Genomic DNA, 25,042 nt, shown 5'->3' on the forward strand with positions numbered 1-25,042 from the left:
AAGAAGCCCGCAAAAGCAGGCTCCTTTTCTCATATTTGATTACTGAACTTCTGCTGCTTCAACCTCACGCTTTTCCTCCGCGATATGATGCTTATTCGCGTAGCCGGTCAGAATAAGCGTCAGCGCGCCGTCGCCGGTGACGTTGCAGGCGGTGCCGAAGCTGTCCTGCAGGGCAAAGATGGTCAGCATAAGCGCGGTGCCGGTGCCGTCAAACAGCAGGATGCCGGTGATCAGACCGAGCGAAGCCATAACCGTACCGCCCGGCACACCGGGTGCGCCGATGGCGAAAATGCCGAGCAGCACGCAGAACAGGATCATGGTTCCGACAGACGGAATCTTGCCGTACAGAATCTGCGAGATTGTCATGACGAAGAAAACCTCGGTCAGCACCGAGCCGCACAGATGGATGTTGGCGAACAGCGGAATACCGAAATTAACCATGTCCTTGCGCAGCACCGTGGATTTCTTTGCGCAGCGCAGAGCAACTGCCAAAGTCGCTGCGGAGGACATCGTGCCGACTGCAGTGATGTACGCCGGACCGTAGTGCTTCACTACTTCGATCGGGTTCTTGCCCGAGTATGCGCCCGCAACTCCATAGAGCAGCGCCATCCAGATATAATGACCGATCATAACGATGATGATGACCTTGATGAACACTGGAAACTGCTTGGTGATCGTGCCCTCATACGCCAGACCGCAGAAGGTGGACGCGATAAAGAACGGCAGAATCGGGATGATGATCTTGGTGACGATGGCGAGGACAATGTTCTGCACCTCGTCAAGCAGGGACTCCATCATCTTGGATTTGGTCCAGGTGATAGCCAGACCGACCATCAGCGACAGCGCCAGTGCGCTCATCACGTTCATGACCGCCGGAATCTCCAGCTGGAACAGTACCTCGGGCAGCTCACGCAGGCCGTCAACCTGCGATACGATCGACAGGTGCGGAATGAGTGCGTAACCGGCTGCCGTGCTCATCAGCGCCGCGCCGACCGACGACACATACGCGATAATGAGCGCAATGCCCAGCATTCTGGATGCGTTGTGGCCCAGCTTGGTGATGGACGGCGCAATAAAGCCGATAACGATCAGCGGCACACAGAACGTGATGATCTGACCGAGCACCTGCTTGATCGTCACGACCACGTTCATCACGGCCTCGTTCGCCACCAGACCGAGCACGATGCCCACCGCAACGCCAAGCAGCAGCTTGAACGGCAGGCTGTTTAGAATTTTTTTCATACCTACATACTCCCTTTGTTTGCGTTGCATCTGGATGGCATCGGCGGATTTCTCCTCAGCCTGTCACGCTGCCGCCAAGTTGCCATGTGGACACAATGATATACCTATATGATACAATTTACAGCGCGTTTCGTCAAGGCAAATACGGGAAATGGCTGCGCCAAATAAAAACAGAGCGGTTTTTTCCTGCAATTTATGGTATACTTAAGGCATACCATAATCGCTTCTGTTCAATTATGCGGTATTGCTGTAATATAGGGCAACACCGACAAGGGAGGAAAAACCATGTCACAAACCTTAACCATAACGGCGGAGCAGGTGCTTGCATCGGCAGAGCGCATCCGCGAGGATATTGTCCGCGACCGGCGGACGCTGCACGCTGCACCCGAGGTCGGCACCGACCTGCCGAACACTGTAGCCTACGTCAAAAAACGCCTGCTTGAGATGGGCTATCAGCCGCGCGAGCTGGCGGGTGGTGTCGTCGCAGAGATAACCGGCACTGAGACCGGCCGCTGTCTGCTCCTGCGCGCCGACATGGACGCGCTGTGCGTGACCGAGCAGACCGGACTGGATTTTGCATCCGCGAACGGCTGCATGCACGCCTGCGGCCACGACATGCACGCGGCGATGCTGCTCGGTGCGGCAAAGCTGCTGCGCGAGTACCAAGGTGAGCTGAACGGCACGGTCAAGCTGGTGTTTCAGCCGGACGAGGAAGGCTTTACCGGCGCGAAGGCCATGCTCTCGGCGGGCGTGCTGAAAGACCCGGCACCGCAGGCAGGCTTTGCGCTGCACGTCAATTCGGGCACGCCGTCCGGACTGGTTCTGTGCGGACGCGGCACGTTTATGGCGGGCTGCACGCTGTTCCGCATCACGGTAAACGGCGTTGGATGCCACGGCGCAATGCCGGAAAAGGGCGTGGACCCGCTCAATATCGCAAGCCACATTTACCTGTCGCTGCAGGAGATCATCAGCCGCGAGATCGGCGCAAAAACGCCTGCTGTCGTTACCATCGGCCGCATGACCGGCGGTGAGGCGCCCAATATTATCCCGCAGACTGCGGTGCTCGAGGGCACCATCCGCAGCTTTGACCGCGACCTGTCCGCGCAGATCTTCACCCGTATCGGGGAAATCGCACAGTGCACCGCACAGGCGTTCCGCGGCACAGCCGTCACGGAAGAGATCGCGTCCGCGCCGCCGCTCAGGAATGACGCTGCGCTGACCAATCGTATGGCAGACCTTGCCGGGGCGCTGTTCGGTGAAAAGCTGGTCTATCGGCTGGACGAGGGCGGCATGGGCTCGGAGGATTTCGCGTCCTACACCTACGATTTACCGTGCGCATACCTGCTCATCGGTGCAGGCACCAAGCAGGAAAATCCTGCGTTCGGTGAGCCGATGCACAACGAAAGGGTCGTGTTCAACGAGGATATCCTGCCGCGCGGCGCAGCACTGCACACATGGTGCGCGCTGAACTGGCTGGCAGACGAGGATAACGCATGAAAACCGAACAACTCTTCATCGAAAACACACCGGCGGTGCTGTACGGCGAGCCGTCGGACACGCTGTGGCTGTTCGTTCACGGACAATTCGGCTGCAAGGAAGAAGCCCTGCCGTTTGCCGAAATCGTGTCTCCGGACGCACAGGTTTTGTCCATCGACCTGCCGAATCACGGCACACGCCAAAACCGGGATGAGGAATTTGCACCATGGACAGCCGTACCCGAACTCACCCGCGTGATGGCTTACGCAAGAGCACACTGGCGCACGACAAACGTGCGCGCGACCAGCATCGGGGCGTATTTTGCGCGGCTGGCGTTTGCCGCACCGGAAAAAGCGCTGTTTGTGTCGCCCATCGTGGATATGGAGCGCTTGATCTGCGACAGAATATGCGCGGCAGGCATTACCGAGCAAATCCTGCGCGAGCGCGGCATGTATCCCGCAAGGGAAGGGGATATGCTCTCGTGGGACTACCTTTGCTGGGTGCGGGAGCATCCGGCAAAGGACTGGTACTGCCCGCAGTACATTCTCTACGGCGAAAATGACAGCATGACTGACTTGGCGACTATCCGCACTTACACGGCAAAATCCGGTGCGGAGCTGATCATCGTGCCGCAAGGCGAGCACTGGTTCCACACACCGGAGCAGCTGGCCGTCATGGCCGACTGGGAACGCAAACATAAATAAGGAGCACAATATGATTCAGGAAATCTGCAAAGACGAGAAATTTTTAGCGCAGAAGGCCGAGCAGGCCACGCCGGACGATATCCAAACCGCACATGACCTGCTGGAAACGCTCGAAGCGCATAAGGACGGCTGTGTCGGCATGGCGGCGAACATGATCGGCGTGAACAAGCGCATTATCGCGTTCGATAACGAGGGAACGTATATGGTGATGTTCAACCCGCAAATCGTCAAGCAGTCCGGCGGCTATGAGGCCGAGGAAGGCTGTCTGTCGCTGACCGGCACGCGCAAAACGCGCCGCTGGCAATCCATCAAGGTGCAGTACCAGAACGAAAAGTTCCAGACGAGACTGAAAACCTTCACCGGCTGGACCGCACAGATCATTCAGCACGAAATCGACCATTGCAACGGCATCATTATTTAAGGAAAAAGCAAAATGTAAACCAGCGCATACAAAAAGGCACACCAAACGGTGTGCCTTTTTCCTGCCGTTCGCGCAAGCGCAGGCAGCGGCGTACTGCAGTACGCCGATCAAATTCCCTGAAAAAGTCCGGCTCTGCCGGACTTTTTCTCCACTGCCCGTGCCGCAGCGGCACGGCCTCGTCCGTTGTGCGGACGAGAGGGGGATATCCCCGGAAGTTTCTCCGGAACTTCCGGGGTATCTAAGGGGGACGGAGTCCCCCTTAGAAGCAGGGCGTATTAGCCCGGCGGCCAGGTCATATCCCGTCCGGAAAGGACGTGGAAATGCAGATGGAACACGCTCTGCCCCGCCTGTTCTCCGATGTTGGAGACCACGCGGAAGCTGTCCATGCCGCGCTCCTTGGCAATCTTCGCAATGACCTCAAAGCAGTGTGCAACGACAGCGCTGTTGGACGCATCAACGGCGGCCACAGACTTGATGTGCTGCTTCGGGATCACGAGAAAATGCGTGGGAGCCTGCGGGTCAATGTCGTTGAAGGCGTAGCAGAGGTCGTCCTCGTACACCTTGCTCGACGGGATATCGCCCGCGATGATTTTACAGAACAGACAATCTTCCATGGAATGATCGCTCCTTTCTGAATGGGTGTGCCGCGGGAGGATTTCCCGCGGTTTTGCCCTGATTTACGGTTTACAGCATTGCGTCAACGATGTTATTGACAGCCTCGAGCGCTTCCTCCAGCTTTGCCGGATTCTTGCCGCCTGCGGTTGCGCTGTCCGGACGGCCGCCGCCGCCGCCGCCAACGATCTTGGCAACTTCCTTGATAATCTTGCCGGCGTGTGCGCCCTTCTTGACAGCTTCGGCGCCGCAGACACAAAGCAGGCTTACCTTGTCACCGTTGACTGCGGAGAGAACAGCAACCATGTTCTCCTTCTTGCTCTTGATGTCATCGCCCATGGTGCGGAGCATGTCGGCAGATGCGTCATCCAGCTTGGTGGCAACCACGTCCACGCCCTTGATGTTGCGGGATACGTTGAACAGGTCAACCATCTGCATCGCAGCGACCTTTGCGCCCATCTTTTCGAGCTTTTTGTTGAGTGTACGAACATCATTGATCTGCTGCTCGATCTTGGCAGCCAGCTCGTTCGGATTGGTCTTGAGTGCTGCAGCAGCCTCGTTGAGAACAGCCTGACGGTCGTTCATCAGCTTGAGGACAGCCTTGCCGGTAACGGCCTCGATACGACGCACGCCTGCGGCAACAGAAGCCTCACCGATGATCTTGAGCGAACCAGCCTTCGCGGTGTTGTCCAGATGCGTACCGCCGCAAAGCTCGATGGAGTCGCCGGCCTGTACCACGCGGACGGTCTGGCCGTACTTCTCGCCGAACAGCGCCATAGCACCCTTCTTCTTGGCTTCGTCGATGCTCATTTCCTCGGTGATGACCGGGCTGCCGGCCAGAATAGCATCGTTAACCATATCCTCGACCTTAGCCAGCTCCTCGGCGGTCAGCGCTGCAAAGTGGGTGAAGTCGAAGCGGATATGATCGTTTGCAGTGTAGGAGCCTGCCTGCTCAACGTGGTCGCCCAGTACGGCGCGGAGCGCCTTCTGCAGCAGATGGGTGGAGGTGTGTGCACGGCAGATTGCCTGGCGGTAAGCCGCATCAACGGAAGCGGTTACCTCGTCCTCAACGGACAGCTCACCCTCGGTGACAACGCCGATGTGCATGTACTTGCCGTCCTTGGTCTTCTGCACGTCGGAAACGGTCATAGTGCCGTTCTTGCCGATGATAACGCCGTGGTCACCGATCTGACCGCCCATTTCAGCGTAGAACGGCGTGCGGTCGAGTACAACGGTGATCTTCTCGCCCTTGGCAGCGGCGCCGGAAACCTCGCCCTCGTTTACGATAGCCAGAATCTTTGCGGACTCCTCGAGGGTGGTGTAGCCATCAAATGCGGTCTTGATGGACTTGTCCAGACCCAGATCCTCGCTCTGCCAGCCGAGGTCGCCCATCTTCTTGCGGTCCTCACGGGCACGCTCGCGCTGCTCGTTCATCAGGCGATCGAACTCCTCGCGGCTGGTGGTCATGCCCTGCTCCTCGAGTACCTCAAGGGTCAGGTCGATCGGGAAGCCGTAGGTGTCATACAGCTGGAATGCGTCCGCAGCGGACAGTTCCTTGCCGTCGGAAGCGGCGATCTTGTCATTCAGGATAGCCAGACCGCTGTCGATGGTCTTGTTGAAGCTGGCTTCCTCGTTCTCGATAACCTTGTGGATATATTTCTGCTTCTCAACCAGCTCCGGATATGCGCCGCCGGACTCGTTGATAACGGTGGAAGCAACGTCGGACATAAACGGCTTGTCAATGCCGAGCAGCTTGCCGTGACGAACGGCGCGGCGCAGCAGGCGGCGCAGAACGTAGCCGCGGCCCTCGTTGGACGGGATAACGCCGTCGCAGATCATCATAACGGTGGAGCGGATGTGGTCGGTGATAACGCGCAGGGAAACATCAGTCTTGTCGCTGTCGCCGTAGTGCTTGCCGGCGATCTCGGAAACCTTGTTGGTGATGTTGCGCACAGTGTCAACGTCGAACAGGGAGCCAACGCCCTGTACCACGCATGCCAGACGCTCCAGACCCATGCCGGTGTCGATGTTCTTCTGCTTCAGCTCAGAGTAGTTGCCGTGGCCGTCGTTGTCGAACTGGGAGAATACGTTGTTCCATACCTCCATGTAGCGGTCACAGTCGCAGCCGACGGTGCAGCCGGGCTTGCCGCAGCCGTACTCGGGGCCGCGGTCGTAGTAGATCTCAGAGCACGGGCCGCACGGACCGGAGCCATGCTCCCAGAAGTTGTCCTCCTTGCCGAAGCGGAAGATGCGCTCCGGTGCAATGCCGACCTCCTTGTTCCAGATCTCGAATGCCTCGTCATCGTCAACGTAGATGGACGGATACAGGCGATCCGGGTCAATGCCGACCCACTCCGGACTGGTCAGGAATTCCCAGCTCCAGTGAATGGCCTCGCGCTTGAAGTAGTCGCCGAAGGAGAAGTTGCCCAGCATCTCGAAGAAGGTGCCGTGACGGGCGGTCTTGCCAACGTTCTCGATATCGCCGGTGCGGATGCACTTCTGGCAGGTGGTAACGCGGTGGCGCGGCGGCTCCTGCTCGCCGGTGAAGAACGGCTTCATCGGCGCCATGCCGGAGTTGATGAGCAGAAGCGACGGATCGTTCTGCGGGATGAGCGAAAAGCTCGGCAGGCGGAGATGACCCTTGGTTTCAAAGAAACTGAGGTACATCTCGCGCAGCTCGTTGAGTCCTCTGTACTGCATATAAATTGATTCCTCCAAAAAAGAATTTACGGAAATAAAACAGAAAATGAAAAAAGCCTCCGCCCGGACTTCAAGGGCGAAAGCATGCTTCCACGGTACCACCTTGATTTGAATATGGGTATGCCATATCCATCTCGGTAATCCGGTATCGGGGATCGGACGGTCTGTTTCAGTTGCAGACTGCTCGGAAGTGGCTGTTTTCCGCACCGGACAAGGACTTGCAGCGAATGTCCTCTCTCTGAAGAACGGCGGATGGAAAACTCGTTTCCTCATCGCATTTTCTGTATTGCGTATCTATTATGCCACTTTTGCGGGCAGTTGTCAACCGAAATCGCAGAAAGTTGCGCTCTGCGGGGTAACGCCGTACCCACGGCGGGGGGGCAAAGAGGAAGGGACACCTGCGGTTTCCCTTCCTCTTTGAACTCCTGCCTTTCCCTTATTAGATAGTCTGGCGCAGATTACCGACATGTGACCGCTTCGAAAAGGAGTACGGCAGAGGATTCTTTCTACCGTATCTTTCGCAACCTGTTCGCAGTGTCAGATACCGTTCTGCTACACATGTGATTTCATCTGCGCAGGCGCGACATAACCGTGTCGCGCAACTCGTTTGCACGTTGTTACGCCCGGCCCCTGCGAATGTAGGCGTTCGGCAGCATTTATTCTCGCAGGCCCTATCTATCATAACGCGCTCACGAGTTGCGCGGCACGGGTATGCCGCGCTCTGCTGGAAGTAAACCGTCTGTGTAGCAGTACGCTATCTGTGAACTGCGAATAGGTTGCGAAAGACACGCTGCGGTAACCCGACTGCCGTTTCCCTATTTCGCAGCGGTCGCCGCTCTCCGATTTTCGCCGCGCTAATAGGGAAAGGGGAGTTTCACAAGAGGGTGGAAACCGCAGGTGTCTACCCTCTTGTGCGCCCGCGCGGCGTCAGCGCAGTTCCGTTCGCTTCGCAAGCGAAAATCCCCCGCCCGGATAGGGCGAACCGCCTGTGCGGTTCGTATCCCCTGGAAACCCGGTGCAGAAAAAAGGAGCCCGCCTTACAGCGAGCTCCAAAGAGAGAGGTAGGATAAATTCGATTTTAACCTTCTGCGGTATCCGGCCGAGTCACCTTCTTGACCCACTTCCAGCTGTGCAGGCGGATAGCCACGGGAATGATCTTATACAGCTGATCCCACTTGAGCAGGAAGAACACGACAACCGGCGGGAACTTCCACCAGAAAGCCGCCATTGCCGAGAACGGCACAACGATAAGCCACATGCTGATGATATTCATCTTGGCGCTGAACTTGGTGTCGCCGCCGCCGCGGATGATGCCGTTATCGCACGCCATCTGGTACGAGGTGCCGACCGTCGTGATGGCGAGCACCATCATGAACTGCAGAGAATACTTGTACGCCGTTTCGGTGAGCGTACCGCCGAGCAGCGCAAGGATCGGTACGCGCAGAAGGAAGATCAAAAGACCCGAACACAGTCCGATGGAGACAAACAGGACCTGCAGCGTATGTACGAGCGGACGCAGCCGCTGCTGGTTGCCCTCGCCGATGGTGCGGCCGACCACAATGCCGGATGCGGACGCGGCGCCATAGCAGACAACCGACAGAACCTGATATACCTGCACTGCGATCGCGTTGGCAGCCGTGGCATCGCCGCCGAGATGGCCGAGGATACCGGTCTGTACCATCTGCGCTACGCCCCAGAGCGCCTGATTGATGAGCACCGGCAGGGAAACGTGCATGTAATCCTGCACATAGCTGGTGTCGATGTGAACCAGCTTGCGCAGGCTCAGATTGAGCTTGTGCTCCTTAAACTTCAGGTAGTAAATGACGATGAGCAGTTCCACACAGCGGGAAACCAGCGTTGCGATAGCTGCACCGCGCACGCCCAGCTCCGGACAGCCGAAGTGGCCGTAGATCAGGCAGTAGTTCAGGCACACGTTGATGATGAGCGTAGAACCCGAGATCATGTAGCCGATCTTTACTACACCGATCGAGCGGAGAGACGCGACCAGAATATTGGTTATTGTAAAGATAATATAGGTAAAGCAGATGATCTGGAAATACTTTTCACCTTCCGCGATGACCGTCGGTGAGTTGGACAGCAGCGACAGCAGCTGGTGCGGGAAGAACAGCACAATGCCGAACATCAGCACCGCCAGTGTACCGCCGAAGCGCAAAGCCACACCGATGATGTGCGGGATTGGCTCCAGCTTGTTTTTGCCCCAGTACTGCGAACCCATAACGACCGCGCCCTCGCCTGCACCGACGACCAGCATCTGCAGCAGAAACTGCACCTGATTGCACAGGCTTACGCCGCCCATGGCATCCTGACTGTATCGTCCGAGCATCATGGTGTCCATCAGGTTTACGCCGTAGGTGAGCAGGTTCTGCAGCGCCAGCGACAGTGCCAGCACCATAAAGGATTTATAAAATGTCTTTTCCTTTATCATTACAACAACCCCTTTTCTCCAAAGCTAACCGAACGGAACGGACCGCAATATCTATCGTTCCGGCGCAGCTTTTTATTTTCTTTAAACAGCATACCGAATTTCCTTTGATTTGGCAATAACAAAATACTGCAATCTATTCATATTTTGTGCTATCATAGAAAGCAGAGGAGGGAATGCCGTGAAGGTTTTCAGTGAGCCGGGTGTGCTGTCGCGCTCGGAACGATTTTTCTCAACGCCGTCTGCAACGGCTCGGCGGCTGTTTTACTATGTCACCCGCGTGGGACATTATTACTACGATGCGCGGTATAATTTTCTCGACAGCTGCGACATCGCCCATCTGGAAAGCCATAAGAATCTCTTTCTGACCTACGTTCGCTCGGGTACGATGTACTTCGAGACCGACCAGCTCTACTGCGCCGAGCGCGGACAGATCGGACTGGTGGACTGCCGCAGACCGCATCATTTTTATACCAAGGGCGACGCGGAAGCGCTCTGGATTCACTTTGACGGCGCAAATGCGGCGGCATTTTTCGAGCAGATACTCGCGTTCCGCGGCGGCAGGCAGGTGCTTACGCCGCCGGCGAACCTGCGGGTCGAGCAGGAGCTCGCGCAGATCATTTCCGGTCTGCGTACCGGTGACATGACCGAGATCGAGCGCTCACAGCGCATTTACGGGCTGCTGTGTGGGCTGCTTTTCCCGGCACAGGCCGGGCCTGACCGGCAAAACGATGCCATCGCACAGGCAGTGCAGTACATCGGTGCACATCTGTTCGAGCCGCTGTCGGTCGAGCAGGTCGCAAACGCGGTCAGCCTGAGTCCGTCGCATTTCTCGCGGCTGTTCCGCAGCACGACCGGATTTTCCCCGCACGAGTACATCATGCTGCACCGGATTGACGAGGCAAAGGCCCTGCTGCAGTCCACGTCGCTTTCGGTCAAGGAAATTGCGTTCCGCGTCGGCTACCGCAGTGAGGTCAACTTTATTACAGCCTTCACCGAGAAAACCGGCGCAACACCGACCCAGTTCCGCAGAAATACGCTGTAAGTCGGTCTGCGGTTGCGGCGCGTTCCGGTCTTTGCTATAATAGTAGAAAAGGCAAGGAAGTGACCCCGTATGCGAGAACGCCCTCTGGTTTATCTGGTGCCGCCGATGGCTGCCGCGCTGTACGCGGCAGTCTGTCTGGAGCTGCCGGTGCAGCTGCATATCATTGCACCGATCGCGCTTCTTCTGGTGCTTGCGGCTGTGTTTCTGCGCCGCCGCAAGTGTCTGCTGACTGTGTTTGCCGTGCTGGCGGCTGCCGCTCTTGCGCTGACCGGCTTTGCCGTGTTCCGGGATTTGCGGGTCGCGCCCATTCGTGCTTTAGCCGGCGAAACGCAGGAGATCACCGCAACCGCCTTGCGGGATGCCGAGGTGTACGATACTGACCAGCGCGTGCTGCTCTCGGCGGAGACTGCAGACGGCAGGCGGTTTCGCCTGCGGTGCTACTTACCGGAAACCGAACCGCCATTGCTGGCAGGAGACAGGGTGCGTGCCGCGGTCGCACTTTATGTGCCGGACACGCTCGGCGGCTTTGACCGTGCGGCATATCAGGCGTCCGAGGGCTGCTACATCGTAGGCGCGTATGCGACCGATGAGGCGCACAATCCGGTAAAATTTGAGGTCTTAGATTCCAAGCGGGACAGTCTGCGCTTTGCGCCGCAGAGGATCGCGCGGTTCTGCCGAAATGCGGTGCAGCGTACCCTTCCGGAACGCGAAGCCGGTCTGCTGACCGGACTGCTGGTCGGCGGAAGCAAAAACCTGAGCGACACCGACCAGACGGCATTCCGTATTGCCGGTTTAAGCCATCTGGTGGCCGTTTCCGGACTGCACATCGGCTTTCTCGTCGGGTTCTGCACGCTGTTGTTCGGCAAACGGTGGGGAACGGTTGTATCCATCCCGCTGGTGCTGCTGTTTGTGCCGGTCGCGGGAGCCACGCCGTCCGTACTGCGTGCGGCGCTGATGTACCTGACGGCTGCAGGCGGATTTCTTCTGCGGCGCCGCTCAGGCGGACTGAACGCGCTGCTGATGGCATTGGCTGTTCTGCTGCTTGTCAATCCGTACTCGATTGCAAGTGTGGGACTGCAGCTTTCATTCGCGTCCACGCTCGGTCTTATCCTGTTCGCAGGGAAGCTGCAGCATGCGCTCGAAAAGCCGTTTGCCGGTGCGCCGAAACTCGTGCGCAAGGTGCTTGCGGTCATCACGAGCGCACTTAGCTGCACGGTTTGTGCTACGATATTTACAGTACCGATTCTGCTGACCTCGTTCGGCGCGGTGTCCGTGCTGTCGCCCATCAGCAACCTGATGACGGTCGGCGTGACCTCGCTCTGCTTTGTGGGCGGGTTCGTGCTGTGTGTTGCAGCAGCCGCCTGTCCGGCGCTTGTGCCGATGCTTGCCGGACTGGTTCGTCCGCTTATAAGCTATCTGCTCTGGTCAGCGAATATCATCGCGGACCTCGGCTTCGGCACGCTGCACCCGAACAACACCTTCGGTCTGGCGGCGCTCGGCATCGTGTTCGCGGCGCTGCTCGTGTGGCTGACTGCCGGAAAGCACGTCAAATGGAAAGCCGTGCTGCCGTGTCTGGCGGTGGTGCTGATCGGCTTATGTATTGCCGAGGTGCATCACCAGAACGGCCGGTATACGGTGACGTATCTGCCGTGCGGCAGCGGTCAGGCCGTTCTGCTGAGCGACACCGAACACGCGATGCTCATAGATTGCGGCAGCTACCGGAACGCTGCGCGTCAGGTACGCGAGTGGCTGCGCTGGAATGGTCTGAAGCGGCTGGATACGGTCGTGCTGACCGCGGTCGACCAGGGACATGCGCGCAACCTGCCGGAGCTGATGGAAACGGTCGAGGTTGGGGAACTGCTCATGCCCGCAGGCTGTCAGGAGCGCAAGACCAACGCCGATTTGCTTTCCTTCGTGCACGAGCGTGAGGCGCGGGAGATAAGCGAGCCGGTGACGCTTGCGAACCCGATCGCACCGGTGGAGATTTTCCCGGTCACCGAGGGAAAACTGGCCGTAAGCATAGCGGACGAGGTGCTCATCCTGCACAGTCCGACCGAGAAACAGCTATCGGCCTATTTAGAGAAAAACACGCTGCCTGCCGCAGCGGAGCTGGTGCTCAGCGCGAACCATCTGAGCAGCGGCGAAAGCATGGCACAGTACGCTGAAGCGGCAGGCGCACAGCATATCATCATTGCGGCGAGTTCGGAGAAGGGACTGCGGTCGCACAAGGGACTGGACGTGCAGAGCACCTATAAGGAAGGTGAGATCGCACGGCAGTTCAAAAAGGAGTAACACATGGCGGCAAGAGAAACCAAACCAAACGGAAAATCACAGCTGATCCGCGACCTGAAAAACGGCGAATTTGCCACGCTGTACATCATTTCGGGCGAGGAAAGCTACATGAAGGAATACTATCTGCGGCAGCTGCGGCAGAAGGTGGTGGACGAGACCTTTGCGGATTTCAATCTTATTGAGTTCGAGGGCAAGGGTCTGACACCGGAAATGCTGACCGAAGCCATTGACAGCTATCCCGCGATGGCAGATAAAAAGCTCATCATCGTCAAGGACTTCGACCTGTTCAAGCCGCCTGCCGGCTTCGCGGACGTGCTGCCGAGCGTACTCGGTGACCTGCCGGAGTACGTCTGCCTCGTGTTCTACTACGACGTGCTGGACGGCAAGCCGGACAAGCGAACCAAGCTGTACAAGACACTCGAGAAGCGCGCCTGCTTTGCCGAGTTCGCACACGCGGAGGAGCAGGAGCTGGTGGCGTGGCTCGAGCGGCGTGCCAAGGCGCTCGGCTGCATGATCGAACCGGGAGATGCATCGTACATGATCTTCCTGTGCGGCAATTCCATGACCAACCTCGCCGGTGAGATGGAAAAGGCAGCCGCGCACACCACGACCGGCGTTATTAAGCGCTATAACATCGACGCGGTATGCTCTCCGGTGTTGGATGCCGTCGTGTTTGACCTGACCGACGCGGTAACCGCAGGCAGGTTTGATCGGGCGGTCGCGCTCGTCGGGGAGCTGCTCGCGCAGAAGAACAACGAGGTCATGATCTTCACCGCCATCACACGTCACATCCAGCGTCTGTATGCTGCCAAGTTGTGCGCGGAGAACCGCGGCGGCGAAAAACAGCTGATGGAGATGATCGGCTCGAAATCGCCGTACTACGCAAGGCAGATTCAGAATGCAGCACGGCGTGTGCCGCTCAGCTGGCTGCGAAAGGCGGCGTCGCTGTGCGCGGAGACCGATGCCGCACTCAAGGGCGGCGCAGCAGACCGGCAGAAGCAGATCGAGCTGACGCTGCTCACCATGGCAGCGGAGCTGAAGGGGGAAAAGAAATGACACGTATCAGGGAAGCGATTCTGGTAGAGGGACGGTATGACGTGAACACCGTCCGGCAGGTGGTGGACACCGTGGTGCTCGAAAGCGGCGGATTCCGTATTTTTAACAATAAAGACCAGCTCAAGCTGCTGCGCCGTATCGCGGAAACGCGCGGTCTTATCGTGCTGACCGACAGTGACGGTGCGGGCTTTGTCATCCGCAATTACCTCAAGGGCGCACTGCCGAAGGGCTGCGTCAAGCAGGCGTATGTGCCCGATATCGCGGGCAAGGAACGCCGCAAGCGGCATGGCTCCAAGGAGGGCAAGCTGGGCGTGGAGGGCATGCGTCCGCAGGTGATTCTGGACGCGCTCCGCCGAGCGGGTGCAACCTTTGCACAGCAGGACGAAATCGAAACACCTGTGCATCCTGTTATCACCAAGGCGGATTTTTACGAGTGGGGACTGTCCGGCAGATCGGACAGCACGGCACGCCGCGCTGCCGTTCTGCACGCGCTGGATTTGCCTGCGCACATGACGGCAAATGCCCTGCTGGAGTTTATCAACGCCGTTGGCACGCATGAGCAGGTTGCGGAAATCATTCAGCAGTATGTGGAGAAAATTGAGGAATAATTTCTGCACGAATGATTGAAAAACCTGTCGAAGTATAGTACAATGATAAAATACCAAGTGCAGCTATTGCAGAGCTGATGAAAATAAAGCAAAAAACAGGGAGTGGCAGCATGAACTTTTTAGAGGAACGAATTGTCAAGGATGGCGTTGTTAAGGAAGGCAACATTCTGAAGGTAGACAGCTTTCTGAACCATCAGATGGATATTAACCTGTTTGATCAGATGGGTGAGGAGTTCAAGCGCCGTTTCGCGGACAAGCCGATCAACAAGATCGTTACCATTGAGGCATCCGGCATCGGCATTGCCTGCATCGTGGCTCGTCATTTCGGCGTTCCGGTCGTGTTTGCGAAGAAGACCCAGAGTGTCAACATCGACGGCGAGGTTTATGTTGCCGAGGTTGAATCCTTTACACATAAGTGTAAGAATCAGGTTATCGTTTCTAAAAAGTTCCTCGGTCCGGACGACCATGTGCTTGTTATCGACGATTTCCTGGCAAACGGCTGTGCGCTGCAGGGCCTGATCTCCATCGTGGCACAGGCCGGCGGTACGGTCGAGGGCATCGGCATTGCCGTGGAGAAGGGTTTCCAGCAGGGCGGCCGTATTATCCGCAATCTGGGCTATCAGCTCGAGTCGCTCGCTATCGTGGACGGCATGGATGCTGCGACCGGCGAAGTGCATTTCCGGGAGCAGTAAGTGCATATGAGAAAAAAGGAGGCGTGCAGCCTCCTTTTTGTTTGAGTGACCGCAAATGTGGGAATGATGTAACACAGCGGTGCGCCGTGGCACGGCGGGTGACGCTGCCGTACCCGCGGCAGAGGGCAAAAAGGAAGGACAACCTGCGGTTTTCCTTCCTCTTTGAACTCCTACCTTTCCCTCAGAAGGCTTGGGCGCAGATGGTGGACTTCGTAAGCGTTGAAAAGGGGAACGGCAGTCGGGTTACCTGTCCGTAGGGGCGCGCATTGCGCGTCCATTCCTGCACCGATTCGCAGTTCACGGCTACCTTGCTGCTACGTCTGTCGTTCGCGTTCCGTAGGGGCGCACCAGCGTGTGCGCCCGTTTTAACGACTGGTGTAACGGTTTACAGGGCGGACACATTGGTCCGCCCCTACGGAGTATGTGTCAAGGAATTGAAATTGTGCAGAAGGTAAAAAGGACGCGCAATGCGCGCCCCTACAGGCACGTGCCGATAAATTAAAATTGTATAAAAAGGTTTGCAAGGCGGCATGGGGTCATGCCGCCCCACGGTAGTAGTATTCATCAATAAGAAGAAGTTTTACCCGCAGGTGATGGATAACCTGCACCGGAAAACGTGTTGCGCGGCACGGGTATGTCGCGCCTGCGTAGAGTAAACCATATGTGTAGCAGTAATGTAGCCGACAATGCGGAAAGGTGTTATACCACGAAGTAGAAAAAATCCTCTGTCGTTCCTCCTTTTCTACGCTTACGCAGTCTACCATCTGCACCCAAGCCCCCTAAGGGAAAAGGGGTGATTCACAAGAGGGTGGAAAACCGCAGGTTGTCTACCCTCTTGTGCGCCTGCCGCGCGCAGCGGCGCTCCCAGCCGCAGTCTGCGGCAAAAAGGCAAACCGTCTGCACGAGAGGACACTCTGTAACACAGACGTAACTTTACAAATACGTGCAATCGTGTTATTATAAGATGTACCACGGTAAGGGAGGTTTCGCCATGGCTGTTGACAAAAAGGGCACAAAGCAGATTGCGGCCAACAAAAAGGCATGGCATGACTACTTTGTCGAGGAAAAGTATGAAGCGGGCATCGAGCTTGCGGGCACCGAGGTAAAGTCCATCCGTTTGGGACAGATCAATCTCAAGGATTCCTACTGTTCGTTCAAGGACGGTGAGATTTTTGTGCGCGGTATGCATATTTCGCCGTACGAAAAGGGCAATATCTTCAATAAGGACCCGTTGCGCGTGCGTAAGCTGCTTATGCACAAACGTGAGATCGTCAACCTGTTCAGCAAGACCAAGCAGGACGGCTATTCGGTCATTCCGCTGGCGGTTTATTTCAAAAGCTCACGCGTGAAGGTTGAAATCGGTTTGTGCAAGGGCAAAAAGCTGCATGATAAGCGTGACAGTATCGCCGCACGCGACGCAAAACGCGAGATGGACCGCGCGATGAAAGAGCGTAATCGTTAATTAAAAATGGAAAAGCTGAGAGCAGAATATTCTCCATTCTCAATTTTCCATTCTCCATTTCAAAATGGGGCCGTAACGGGTTCGACGGGGGTGTTGAAGCCGGGATAGCGGGCCGCAGTGGGGATCTGCGATAAAAGCTCCAACTGTTTATAAATTAAACAACAACAATTATACTCTTCAGGCTGCCTAATTAGGCTTAGCCCGTCGGCTCAGAGAGGACCACGGCTCAGAGATCCGGCGTCGATTAGTGGTGAACGTGTACGAGGTAAGAGTTGCCCTCGTCATGTAAAATGACTCTACCAAAACGGTAAGCCTGTTTGCCGGCGTGCCGCGGCGGGAATTTTAATCGACAAACTGCGCCCGGAGAAGTCCTCGTGGATGCACTTTCGGACAGGGGTTCAACTCCCCTCGGCTCCACCAAAGCAGAGCCAGACGAACCGAGAGGTCGCCTGGCTCTGCTCCTATCTCTGCAATCTATATGGTCGGCGGAGTCTTCGTTTTGGTCTGTCCGCTCGACGCGGAAGAATAAAAAAGAGGCTACTGCACAGGATTGTTCCTGCGCGGTAGCCTCTTTGTGTTTTTTCATAGCCATAACGGATTTCGTTATAATCTACCAAAATCCAGCGAGATTCTAAAATCGTTGTTAGAATCTACCGTAAAGGAGCATGGCTATGATTAGGATTTTACTGTCCACCCGGCTTGGCGAGCGGAGGTGGTCACAAGCTGACCTTGCAAGGGCAACAGGCATTCGACCTTCGACGATCAATGACCTGTACCATGAGATCGCAGAAAGGGTAAACCTGGAGCACCTGGATCTTATTTGTGAGGCGCTGGGGTGTGAGTTGTCAGACCTGATGATCCGAGAGGAAAACAAGGAGACCAGAGTCAAGACGCGCACCGGCGCGGATATACATAGCAAGCGTTAAGCCTACTCCGAGGCCTCGGGCGTTCATTCGCCCGGGGCCTTTTCTTATATCTCCTCGCCGTCCTGTGTGACAAAACGGATTTCGACTGTGCAGCCGAGCGCAGCCGCCAACTCCGTGATGTCTTTTTCAGTAAAGTTCCCGCGCGTCATTTTGTTGGACAGGTTTTGCCGCGTCTGCCCTGACGCCTCAGCCAGATCGCCCATCGTTATTTTCTGCCTTTTCATGATCAGGCGAATCTTTTCGGCAACAGAGAGCCCCATACTCTCACCTCCTCACTCGTACTATACACTAAAATGTGTCGCTTGTCAAAAACTTTTTTACGATTTCCACGAAAAAATGTAAAATAACCGTTGACAAGTGACACGAATTAGTGTAATATAGTTCTTGTAAGGGAGAGGAACAAACCTCTCCGGAAAGGAGGACAGGCCGATGGACAAAGCAAAAAAAGAAGCCCTGCAAGAGCTTCTGAGGTTGCTGGCTGATAACCCCGATTTAGCCGACCGGATTACAATCACCATCAAACCTAACAGCAAGCCCCAGCAGGGCGAACGCCAAGAGACCTAACCCCGGCGCGAGGGGGAGCGGGAAAGCTCCCCTCCCCCTCAGTATAAAGCACCGAGTGTGAAAATACAAGGAGGAACGCAAAATGAAGATCAATATCACCGATGAAGTCCGGCAGGAGATTTTGGATACGCTCAACAGAGACACCGCAAAGGAATACTTTGAAAAACTCCGCGACACGGAGAAGAACCCCACTCGCGGACAGGTTTACGCATACCGGAGCTGGGCGCAGAGCACGGAAGACCGAGCCGATATGTTTGAGGTCAGAGCGCTTCCATGGGGCAGTCAGATTAAGGACGGCGTGATGAAAGAATTCGTTGCTGCATTAACCGCAGCTGATATTGACGAGATTATCGTCACAGATCAGTCAACCGCGCTCATGGAAAGTGTCCACGCCTTGGTAGCCGAGGGCGCATATCTGGAGGGCGTCGGAACTGTTACCCGCGATCCACTGCACGATCCATCAGGCCGCCGCGAGGTCAAAGGGCTGGTATTCAGATTTTGAGAAAGGAGCGCCGACAATGAAAAAGCTGATTTGTTCTACTTTCCGCGAAGGTTACGGCATCGACCAGATCCGCAGAACGATGACGGCCGGCGAGCTGATTAACTTCCTCGCCCAGTACGATGAAGATACGCCGGTCTATCTGAGTTTTGACAACGGCTACACCTACGGCGGCATTACCGAGGGCCGCTTTGAAGAAGACTATGGGGAGGAGGACTAACCATGAACAAGATCCGCCGCAAAAATTTGCAAAGCATCATCGACCAGCTGGAGGAGCTGAAAGGCAGTCTCGAAGACCTCCAGGCCGAGGAGGAAGAGTACCGCGACAATATCCCTGAGAATATGCAGGAGAGCGAACGCTATGAAAAGGCAGACGAAGCCTGCGACAACCTCTCCGAAGCCGTAGATAACCTGGAGGAAGTCATCAGCAGCATCGAAGCTGCCATTGAGTGAAAGGAGCGAGCATGGACGATAAAATCATCATCGACCGCATGGATGCGGAAGAATTTCTCTCGATGCTCATGGACGCTGCAATGCAGGGCGACAATGTGACCCAGTATTACAGCACCACGCAGATTATCGAGAACATCGCAAACGAGTTTAAGGATCTCTGCAAGCTGTGAAGCAGAAGCTGACCTATCGGCAAGACGGGGAGAAAGGAAATGACTATGACTTATCTTGAAATTCTCGGCTGGGCCCGCAAGGGCGTCATCGCTGAAAAGGAAAACTATCGCCAGATGCAGGAGAAGGCTTTGGAGGGTCAGGCGCACGACATAGCCGGTCATTGTCAGAAGATGATCGACGAGTTAGATGTCCGGCTCGCTACTCTCGACGAGATCGAGGAACTGCACAACAGGAAGTGAGGTACACCATGGAGAACAGGTTTTGGACGGTCGCTTATCGCAATCGTGACAACGGCCAGCGAATCACTGCCGCCGTATTCGCGGCAGATCAGCAGCAGGCGCAGAAAAAGGCCCGAGCCGATGGTCGGATCGACGGCCGCGATGTATGGGAAATCGAGAGCATCGAGCCACATGAGGAAACGCTGGCGCGAGTTCTCATTGCTGAGTTCAGCAAGAAGCAGCAGGGCGGGCATTTTGCCTGCCCCCGCTGTGGGAAGATGACGATGGATGCGGAGAGCGCCACGCACAACGCCCTAAGCCGCCGCGCCACCGTCTATATCTGCGACGCCTGTGGGATGCAGGAAGCGCTGGAGGACATGATGGACAGCCGCACCCCGCTGACCGCATGGGCTATCGTCGCCGCGCCGGGAAACTGGCGCATGGAGGAGGGAGGCAATGAGTGTGAAGCGTGACGACGAGCTGATGTTCTACACAGAATGCTGGCGTGAGCTGCGAAGCTTTCTATCAGAGGTCGTGCGGGACAACACGGGCGAATATCCCTTCGCGCAGGATGTCTTGAATTTGATACGCAGTATCGAACGGAAATATGAGAGGTGCTAATATGAGCAAAGATTGGACATCGGAAGATGTGCCGAAGCTGACTTGCCCGGTTTGCGGGAAAGAGTTTCATCGGGAGGACATGCACTTCACTCGGGATTGCCACGGCATCACTTTCCGGCTGGTGTGTTTCGACTGCTATGATAAAGTCATGGGTAAAGGCTATGACGGTGCGTATTATACCGAAGCAGACGAATGTATCGAGGAGGACTATTGAGCATGAGTAAATCTTGGACGCCCGAGGAGTTGGCCGCTGCCAGTGCCGCGATGAAAGCGGAGGGCCACATGAGCTACGAGGAGTTCTGCGCCTACCTGGAGCGATGCACCGAGAAGGTCGTGGTCGTCCACCTGGCCGACGGTGACGCCATCACCACCAGGATTCACGGCACCGAGCAGGATATCCGGGGCTACTATCGCATCGGCTCCTGCCTCAATATGGGCGCGGCCGGCGACCGGCTGGTGGAGATTGTTGCGGTGGACATAGTGGATGTCAGCGGGAACACCACCTGACAGGCCCGTAGGCGAGTTGCAACACCACCTTTGCGGCGTGGGAGGGTAGACACCCACCCAAATGCGAAAAACGCTCCTGCGCCCCCGTAAACGCGAAAGCGCCGGAAAATAGAAAAAGCCCCCTCGACAGGACGGTAAAATCCTGCGAGGGGGCTTTCATTGTATGGGCGGTATTCAGATGGCGGGGCTGTCGATGCTGCCGTCGTCCTCCGTGTCGGTCCGGAAGTTGTTTGCCTTGGCCGCCTCAAAGGTGATCCCGCCACGCTTGTGGTCGGACTTCGCAAGCGAGAGGTAGCCGTTTGCTCCGGCGATGATGATCGCCTCACCAACGCCGGTGGCGGCAGTGAGCCATGCAGCGGCGGCGGTATAGCCGCTCTTGATGCACAGATACATGAGGAACAGGCATTCCTGAACGATCAGCAGACCGGCCAGCATCGCCAGCAGGCACACCACCTTGCTCCATTCGACCTTGCGCTTCTTCGCGGCTCTGCGCTTGCGCCTTGCCATCAGCTCAGCCTAAACTTCTGGGCGAAGCGGTAGAGGACGGTTGCGAACTGCTCGCGGGTCAGGAAGTCCTGCCACATGAAATTCGCCTCGCCATTGGGGAGCTTGCTGCCGCCGACCAGCAGGCCGGTTTCCTCAACGAACTTTCGGCCGTCCGCGCTGAAATTGCCGCAGTCATTGTCCTGCAATTCCGCGCGGTAGGCGTTCATGGCGACCTTGAACATTTCGTTGAATTTGTCCTGAGTGATCTCTGCCATTTCTTCTTCCTCCTTTACGAGCGACCAGTCCGGCGTACCGTAGCCGCCGATTTGCGCGTAGTTGATCGAATAGCTTTTGTCGCGCACCATGCCGCCGTTCGGGACGACGCCGGGGGCGCTGGAAGTATTCCCTTCGATGGTATATACCCTGCCGCCGGACACCTTCTCGACGAGGCCGGTGTGGTACATGGATTTCCCTCCGTCGTTGGTGAAGAAAATCTGATCCCCCGGCTGGGGGTTGCTCTTGTGGAAACGGCCGACCGCACGATAATAGCCTGCCGACTGAGTGCAGCCGGCGCCGTACCCGCCCATCGGCTGATTCGTCATCTTCATGGCGACGCTGAGGCCGAAGGTCGTGATATAGCACCAATCAACGAACATATCGCACCAGGCGTAGCCGTTTTTCGGGAAGTTGTAGACGCCGAGGCCGTCGAGAAATGCGGCATACTTCGTCCAGTTCCCACTGCCAGCGTTGGCAGTCTTGTCTTCCAGCTGGGAGTTGGTGGCCTTTTCGATGTAGCCGATCTCGGCTCTGGCCGTGGCGATCACTCGCTCAATAGCGGTCATGGGTCATTCCTCCTTCGGGGCGTCGGGGGCTTCATCTTCATCAGTCTTTTCCTCCGGCAGCGCGGCCGGCGTCTGATCTGTGCCGGGCGTTGCGGTCAGCAGCATATCTTTCAGCTTGCCAATCACGTCAACGGCATAGGCTGTGAACGCCGCCAGCATGACCAGCGACACCGCTGTCATCAGATTCACGGTTTGGCCGCTCACCTCCACCACCATCAGATCAGGGTTGAGGTACCCGGCGAAGTAAACCGCAATCAGCGCCAGAGCGATCACGCCGCCCTTGATGCAGCCGTTGCGGAACTTTACCAGATCCCATTCACAGGCGATAATGGCGTTGATGGAGCCGAGGGCGATATTGGCGGCGATCAGAAGTACCAGCCCGACGGCCAGTCGGATACTTGCCATATCCAGAAAATTCACGGTGACTCCTCCTTACTGCAAAAAGTCGTTGCTGTCCAAGCACCGGCGATATATCGTCTTGATCCGGTCACTGGTCAGCTCTGTTACATTGTTTTCAAACTCCGGGTGATCCTCGCAGTATCGTTCGTAGGCGGCGATGTCCCGGAGCGTTTGGTCGAAATGATCTTTGGTGTGGCGCTCGCCGTGGAGACATTCATCGCCGAAGCGTAGAATGCGCGCCCGGCAGTTGACGGCCTTTTCCTCGGCTATGCCAGACCGAACGCACTGCAGCTCGCTTTCGAGCTTTCCGACCTTCTCCAAGACCTCGCTGTTGATAGCGCGCCCGAAAGCCTTTGCTATTGCAGACCACGGATTGATTTTGATGGGGGCGAGCTGGAGCAGCGTCAGCAGCACAAACAGCGCACTTCCCCCACCAAACAAAATCTCCTTGAGCGTCATCTCTCAATCCTCCTCTGCGCGTGATAAGAAGGGCAGCCCCCGCAAAGGAGCTGCCCTCCGTATCAATGCCGTGGTCAGACGGTGACTTCGAGATCTGCCAGGATCTCCTCGACCTGCTTCCGAATCAGGCTCGGAACCTGGTCGATGGTCTTCTTGCCCTTGACGATCAGGGTCGCGTAGACAACTGCCATAACTGCTACCTCCTTTCCCATCAGAATGTATAAAAGAAGGAGCCGAAGGCTTTTCATAAGCCCTCAGCTCCATTCTTGCTATTTTCGAGGATTTCCCGGACGGCTGCTTGCAGCGGGTCGGGAACTTCCTCAATCGTCTTTTTCCCTTTGCGGATCAGGTCTGCGTAGACCTTCACCATGTAATTGCTCGCCATCGGTTACTCGCCTCCTGTTGTAGATGTCACGGCGACGATCTGTTCGTAGACATCGCATAGCGCCATCTGCGTATCGGTGACCTGCCCCTCAAGGCTCGTCACCTTTTCCGTCAATGCCGCCTTGTCGGTCTCCAGGTCGGCTACCTGCTGCTGCAGGGAAGGGATCGTCTTGCCCTCCGCCTCGTGCAGCTTGGCTTGCGCCAGATAACCGGCATAGTTGCCGAGGATGTCTTCACTCAGGCCGTCGTATATATTCAGCTCCAGGTGATATTCATCATACACCCACCCGCTGATGGTCAGCTCGTCACGCTTTTCCTCAAACGGCTTGGCGTTCTCATAGAAGCGTACCAGGGCTACCCCCGGCTTATTAGGCTGCTCCTCCAGCGAGAATGCGTTGCTGGGCGCGTTGTCGCCTCTTACTCTCATTTCGCACGACCTCCTTCAGATGTTTTACTCCAATCGGGTCAATGTACTTCACCCGAATTGTATGACTATTGCAGTGTTTCAGTTGCCCGGCGCGGCTCAGTAGCCCGGAGGCCTGGGCGAACATGATAGGCTTTCCGGCGTCAAGCCGCTTTTTGACGCGGCGGCATTGCCGGGTGAAGCGCAGGAAATTCCGCTTGCGCAGAATGACATGAGTGCGGGAAAAGCGGTAGCCGACCGCGCTCACCATGCGCTTTGCCGTGGGATAGATCTGCCAGTTCGCTTTCATGGACAGGCCGAGCCGCTGCTGCATGAACGCGGCGATCAGCTTCCGCGCCTTGTGCAGCTGCTTCTTATTCGGCCCGAGCAGGGTGATGTTGTCCATGTAGCGGGTCATATACTTCACGCCCGGCAGCGTCATGATGTACTGGTCCAGAGACTCCAGGTAGAAGTTTGCCAGCCATTGGCAGATGTAATACCCGATAGCCAGCCCGCCGCCGCAGGATTCGATGATGGAATAGACCGTCCGCAGAAAGCGCTTGTCCTTGATCTTCCGCGCAAGAGCCCAGATCAGGCGCTTGCCGGAGATGCTGGGGTAATACTGCGCGACGTCAAGCTCCGCGGCGTACTTCGTTCCCTTCGGGTCGTTGCGAAGCGCGCCGCGGATTTTCTTGTAGATATGCTTCCCGCCGCGTCCCGGAATGGACGCACAGGACCACGGGTGCATACCGCGCATAAGCACCGGCTTCATAGCCGTCACAAGCATCCATTGGATCACGCCGTCCGGCCAGAATGGGACCATCTTGATCTTACGGTGTTTCTCGCTGCTCTCATCATAGATCTCGCGGATCTTCGGCTCGGACGGTACAAAGCTCTCGGTTGCGACCAGCTCATAGGTCTTTTCGACATACCCGTCCAGGTCCGCCAACACAGGGGCGATGTCTTTACGACTCCGGCGCCCCTTTGCCGCCTCCTGAATGACAGCGCGAATGAAGTCCCGGTCAACCATCTTGTCGTAGAGATAGCCGACTCGTTTCGGCATAGGATTTTCCCTCCGTCCTTGTTTGCCTGCGAGGTTATTCGAGCCGAAGCCTACTAAACCCCGTCCTATGCGGCAATATTTTCACCAAGCGGTGAGGGAAAGCCTGCGCCAGTCAAAAGAAAAACAAGTAGTCGCGCGCCGACGTTCGAGTTCGTGTTCGACGAGGTGTTGTTCGCGTTGAAGTAGAAAAGGCCGGCATTGCCGCCATTGTTCCAGTTGCCACCCACAAAGAGGACACGCCAGCCAGAGTTGTAGTTGGCGTAGAAATCAAGCCCTCGGCGCATGGCGCAGACA

At 56.6% G+C, this 25,042-nt stretch carries 34 protein-coding genes and 1 other RNA gene; 21 read left to right on the top strand and 14 right to left on the bottom strand.

The genetic code is table 11. From position 1 onward, the window contains the following. Positions 1 to 39: 39 nt before the first annotated feature. The gene (locus DW088_RS00110; RefSeq protein WP_118358504.1) at positions 40 to 1,242 is read right to left on the bottom strand and encodes a dicarboxylate/amino acid:cation symporter; all 1,203 of its coding nucleotides are present in this window, start codon (positions 1,240 to 1,242) and stop codon (positions 40 to 42) included. A 285-nt stretch (positions 1,243 to 1,527) separates the two neighbouring features. Here DW088_RS00110 and DW088_RS00115 point away from each other — a divergent pair, with 285 nt between their 5' ends. The 3 genes from DW088_RS00115 to DW088_RS00125 are packed head-to-tail and all read left to right on the top strand — an operon-like array spanning position 1,528 to position 3,843. Continuing rightward, entirely contained in the window at positions 1,528 to 2,739 is a 1,212-nt protein-coding gene (locus DW088_RS00115) for a M20 metallopeptidase family protein (RefSeq protein ID WP_118358506.1), read from the top strand. Beyond that, the gene (locus tag DW088_RS00120; protein ID WP_118358508.1) at positions 2,736 to 3,422 is read left to right on the top strand and encodes an alpha/beta hydrolase; all 687 of its coding nucleotides are present in this window, start codon (positions 2,736 to 2,738) and stop codon (positions 3,420 to 3,422) included. The genes DW088_RS00115 and DW088_RS00120 overlap by 4 nt, the downstream gene beginning before the upstream one ends. Positions 3,423 to 3,432: 10 nt before the next feature. Beyond that, entirely contained in the window at positions 3,433 to 3,843 is a 411-nt protein-coding gene (locus DW088_RS00125; RefSeq protein WP_118358510.1) for a peptide deformylase, read from the top strand. A gap of 275 nt (positions 3,844 to 4,118) precedes the next feature. Here DW088_RS00125 and DW088_RS00130 read toward each other — a convergent pair whose 3' ends face one another. The 3 genes from DW088_RS00130 to DW088_RS00140 all read right to left on the bottom strand — a co-directional run bounded on the left by DW088_RS00130 (position 4,119) and on the right by DW088_RS00140 (position 9,601). Further along, entirely contained in the window at positions 4,119 to 4,457 is a 339-nt protein-coding gene (locus DW088_RS00130; RefSeq protein ID WP_118358512.1) for a histidine triad nucleotide-binding protein, read from the bottom strand. A gap of 70 nt (positions 4,458 to 4,527) precedes the next feature. Then, complete coding sequence (gene alaS, locus DW088_RS00135; RefSeq protein ID WP_118358514.1) at positions 4,528 to 7,155, bottom strand: alanine--tRNA ligase; 2,628 nt, start codon at positions 7,153 to 7,155, stop codon at positions 4,528 to 4,530. 1,078 nt (positions 7,156 to 8,233) lie between these two features. Beyond that, positions 8,234 to 9,601: an MATE family efflux transporter gene (locus DW088_RS00140; RefSeq protein WP_118358516.1), complete on the bottom strand. Its 1,368-nt coding sequence runs from the start codon at positions 9,599 to 9,601 to the stop codon at positions 8,234 to 8,236. A gap of 178 nt (positions 9,602 to 9,779) precedes the next feature. Between DW088_RS00140 and DW088_RS00145 the strand changes: the two genes are divergently transcribed. The 8 genes from DW088_RS00145 to DW088_RS00180 all read left to right on the top strand — a co-directional run bounded on the left by DW088_RS00145 (position 9,780) and on the right by DW088_RS00180 (position 17,679). Next, a complete protein-coding gene (locus DW088_RS00145; RefSeq protein WP_118358518.1) occupies positions 9,780 to 10,643 on the top strand; it encodes an AraC family transcriptional regulator in 864 nt (287 codons plus the stop codon). A 69-nt stretch (positions 10,644 to 10,712) separates the two neighbouring features. Then, positions 10,713 to 12,935 carry a ComEC/Rec2 family competence protein gene (locus DW088_RS00150; RefSeq protein ID WP_118358520.1) on the top strand — a complete coding sequence of 741 codons (2,223 nt, stop codon included), beginning with the start codon at positions 10,713 to 10,715 and terminating at the stop codon, positions 12,933 to 12,935. A gap of 3 nt (positions 12,936 to 12,938) precedes the next feature. Further along, on the top strand, positions 12,939 to 13,991 hold the full coding sequence (gene holA, locus DW088_RS00155) for a DNA polymerase III subunit delta (RefSeq protein WP_118358522.1): 1,053 nt from the start codon (positions 12,939 to 12,941) through the stop codon (positions 13,989 to 13,991). After that, positions 13,988 to 14,599 carry a toprim domain-containing protein gene (locus DW088_RS00160; protein ID WP_118358524.1) on the top strand — a complete coding sequence of 204 codons (612 nt, stop codon included), beginning with the start codon at positions 13,988 to 13,990 and terminating at the stop codon, positions 14,597 to 14,599. Before holA ends, DW088_RS00160 begins: the two co-directional genes overlap by 4 nt. A 110-nt stretch (positions 14,600 to 14,709) precedes the next feature. Continuing rightward, complete coding sequence (locus tag DW088_RS00165) at positions 14,710 to 15,291, top strand: xanthine phosphoribosyltransferase (protein WP_118358526.1); 582 nt, start codon at positions 14,710 to 14,712, stop codon at positions 15,289 to 15,291. A gap of 991 nt (positions 15,292 to 16,282) precedes the next feature. Beyond that, positions 16,283 to 16,753, top strand: coding sequence for an SsrA-binding protein SmpB (smpB, locus tag DW088_RS00170; protein ID WP_117490323.1), 471 nt, complete (start codon positions 16,283 to 16,285; stop codon positions 16,751 to 16,753). A gap of 66 nt (positions 16,754 to 16,819) precedes the next feature. Next, positions 16,820 to 17,173: a transfer-messenger RNA gene (ssrA, locus tag DW088_RS00175) on the top strand. Between the two features lie 251 nt (positions 17,174 to 17,424). Next, positions 17,425 to 17,679, top strand: a complete 255-nt coding sequence (locus DW088_RS00180) for a helix-turn-helix domain-containing protein (RefSeq protein WP_118358528.1) — start codon at positions 17,425 to 17,427, stop codon at positions 17,677 to 17,679. Between the two features lie 44 nt (positions 17,680 to 17,723). Here the strand turns inward: DW088_RS00180 and DW088_RS00185 are convergent, their stop codons facing one another. Next, positions 17,724 to 17,939 carry a helix-turn-helix domain-containing protein gene (locus tag DW088_RS00185; protein WP_118358530.1) on the bottom strand — a complete coding sequence of 72 codons (216 nt, stop codon included), beginning with the start codon at positions 17,937 to 17,939 and terminating at the stop codon, positions 17,724 to 17,726. Positions 17,940 to 18,108: 169 nt separating this feature from the next. Here DW088_RS00185 and DW088_RS16500 point away from each other — a divergent pair, with 169 nt between their 5' ends. The 10 genes from DW088_RS16500 to DW088_RS00220 all read left to right on the top strand — a co-directional run bounded on the left by DW088_RS16500 (position 18,109) and on the right by DW088_RS00220 (position 20,712). After that, on the top strand, positions 18,109 to 18,243 hold the full coding sequence (locus DW088_RS16500; protein ID WP_256152932.1) for a hypothetical protein: 135 nt from the start codon (positions 18,109 to 18,111) through the stop codon (positions 18,241 to 18,243). Between the two features lie 82 nt (positions 18,244 to 18,325). After that, on the top strand, positions 18,326 to 18,745 hold the full coding sequence (locus DW088_RS00190) for a hypothetical protein (RefSeq protein WP_118358532.1): 420 nt from the start codon (positions 18,326 to 18,328) through the stop codon (positions 18,743 to 18,745). 16 nt (positions 18,746 to 18,761) lie between these two features. Next, complete coding sequence (locus DW088_RS00195) at positions 18,762 to 18,962, top strand: hypothetical protein (RefSeq protein WP_118358534.1); 201 nt, start codon at positions 18,762 to 18,764, stop codon at positions 18,960 to 18,962. Positions 18,963 to 18,964: 2 nt separating this feature from the next. Further along, the gene (locus DW088_RS00200; protein WP_118358536.1) at positions 18,965 to 19,195 is read left to right on the top strand and encodes a hypothetical protein; all 231 of its coding nucleotides are present in this window, start codon (positions 18,965 to 18,967) and stop codon (positions 19,193 to 19,195) included. A gap of 11 nt (positions 19,196 to 19,206) precedes the next feature. Further along, on the top strand, positions 19,207 to 19,365 hold the full coding sequence (locus tag DW088_RS15720) for a hypothetical protein (RefSeq protein WP_158574558.1): 159 nt from the start codon (positions 19,207 to 19,209) through the stop codon (positions 19,363 to 19,365). Positions 19,366 to 19,410: 45 nt separating this feature from the next. Further along, a complete protein-coding gene (locus DW088_RS00205; RefSeq protein ID WP_147356515.1) occupies positions 19,411 to 19,605 on the top strand; it encodes a hypothetical protein in 195 nt (64 codons plus the stop codon). Between the two features lie 8 nt (positions 19,606 to 19,613). Beyond that, a complete protein-coding gene (locus tag DW088_RS00210) occupies positions 19,614 to 20,057 on the top strand; it encodes a hypothetical protein (RefSeq protein WP_118358540.1) in 444 nt (147 codons plus the stop codon). Continuing rightward, positions 20,041 to 20,205 carry a hypothetical protein gene (locus DW088_RS15725; protein WP_158574559.1) on the top strand — a complete coding sequence of 55 codons (165 nt, stop codon included), beginning with the start codon at positions 20,041 to 20,043 and terminating at the stop codon, positions 20,203 to 20,205. Before DW088_RS00210 ends, DW088_RS15725 begins: the two co-directional genes overlap by 17 nt. Before the next feature lies 1 nt (position 20,206). Then, a complete protein-coding gene (locus tag DW088_RS00215) occupies positions 20,207 to 20,419 on the top strand; it encodes a hypothetical protein (protein ID WP_118358542.1) in 213 nt (70 codons plus the stop codon). A gap of 2 nt (positions 20,420 to 20,421) precedes the next feature. After that, a complete protein-coding gene (locus DW088_RS00220) occupies positions 20,422 to 20,712 on the top strand; it encodes a hypothetical protein (RefSeq protein WP_118358544.1) in 291 nt (96 codons plus the stop codon). 174 nt (positions 20,713 to 20,886) lie between these two features. On the opposite strand, the gene DW088_RS00225 is transcribed toward DW088_RS00220, so the two are convergent. The 9 genes from DW088_RS00225 to DW088_RS00260 all read right to left on the bottom strand — a co-directional run bounded on the left by DW088_RS00225 (position 20,887) and on the right by DW088_RS00260 (position 25,032). After that, on the bottom strand, positions 20,887 to 21,219 hold the full coding sequence (locus DW088_RS00225) for a hypothetical protein (protein WP_118358546.1): 333 nt from the start codon (positions 21,217 to 21,219) through the stop codon (positions 20,887 to 20,889). Next, positions 21,219 to 22,040, bottom strand: a complete 822-nt coding sequence (locus DW088_RS00230) for a CHAP domain-containing protein (RefSeq protein ID WP_118358548.1) — start codon at positions 22,038 to 22,040, stop codon at positions 21,219 to 21,221. Before DW088_RS00230 ends, DW088_RS00225 begins: the two co-directional genes overlap by 1 nt. Before the next feature lie 3 nt (positions 22,041 to 22,043). Beyond that, complete coding sequence (locus DW088_RS00235; protein ID WP_147356516.1) at positions 22,044 to 22,445, bottom strand: hypothetical protein; 402 nt, start codon at positions 22,443 to 22,445, stop codon at positions 22,044 to 22,046. Positions 22,446 to 22,472: 27 nt separating this feature from the next. Then, on the bottom strand, positions 22,473 to 22,898 hold the full coding sequence (locus DW088_RS00240; RefSeq protein ID WP_118358552.1) for a hypothetical protein: 426 nt from the start codon (positions 22,896 to 22,898) through the stop codon (positions 22,473 to 22,475). 74 nt (positions 22,899 to 22,972) lie between these two features. Further along, on the bottom strand, positions 22,973 to 23,089 hold the full coding sequence (locus tag DW088_RS16505) for a CD1375 family protein (protein ID WP_342982900.1): 117 nt from the start codon (positions 23,087 to 23,089) through the stop codon (positions 22,973 to 22,975). Between the two features lie 53 nt (positions 23,090 to 23,142). After that, positions 23,143 to 23,283 (bottom strand): CD1375 family protein, encoded by a 141-nt coding sequence (locus tag DW088_RS00245; RefSeq protein ID WP_118358554.1) that lies wholly within the window; start codon positions 23,281 to 23,283, stop codon positions 23,143 to 23,145. Between the two features lie 3 nt (positions 23,284 to 23,286). Continuing rightward, on the bottom strand, positions 23,287 to 23,709 hold the full coding sequence (locus DW088_RS00250; RefSeq protein WP_118358556.1) for a hypothetical protein: 423 nt from the start codon (positions 23,707 to 23,709) through the stop codon (positions 23,287 to 23,289). Continuing rightward, entirely contained in the window at positions 23,651 to 24,748 is a 1,098-nt protein-coding gene (locus tag DW088_RS00255; protein WP_118358558.1) for an RNA-directed DNA polymerase, read from the bottom strand. Before DW088_RS00255 ends, DW088_RS00250 begins: the two co-directional genes overlap by 59 nt. A gap of 65 nt (positions 24,749 to 24,813) precedes the next feature. After that, positions 24,814 to 25,032, bottom strand: coding sequence for a hypothetical protein (locus DW088_RS00260; RefSeq protein ID WP_118358560.1), 219 nt, complete (start codon positions 25,030 to 25,032; stop codon positions 24,814 to 24,816). Positions 25,033 to 25,042: the final 10 nt, after the last annotated feature.

It is taken from the genome of Butyricicoccus sp. AM05-1, from assembly GCF_003474415.1.
In the GTDB taxonomy this organism is placed as follows: Bacteria; Bacillota; Clostridia; order Oscillospirales; family Butyricicoccaceae; genus Agathobaculum; species Agathobaculum butyriciproducens.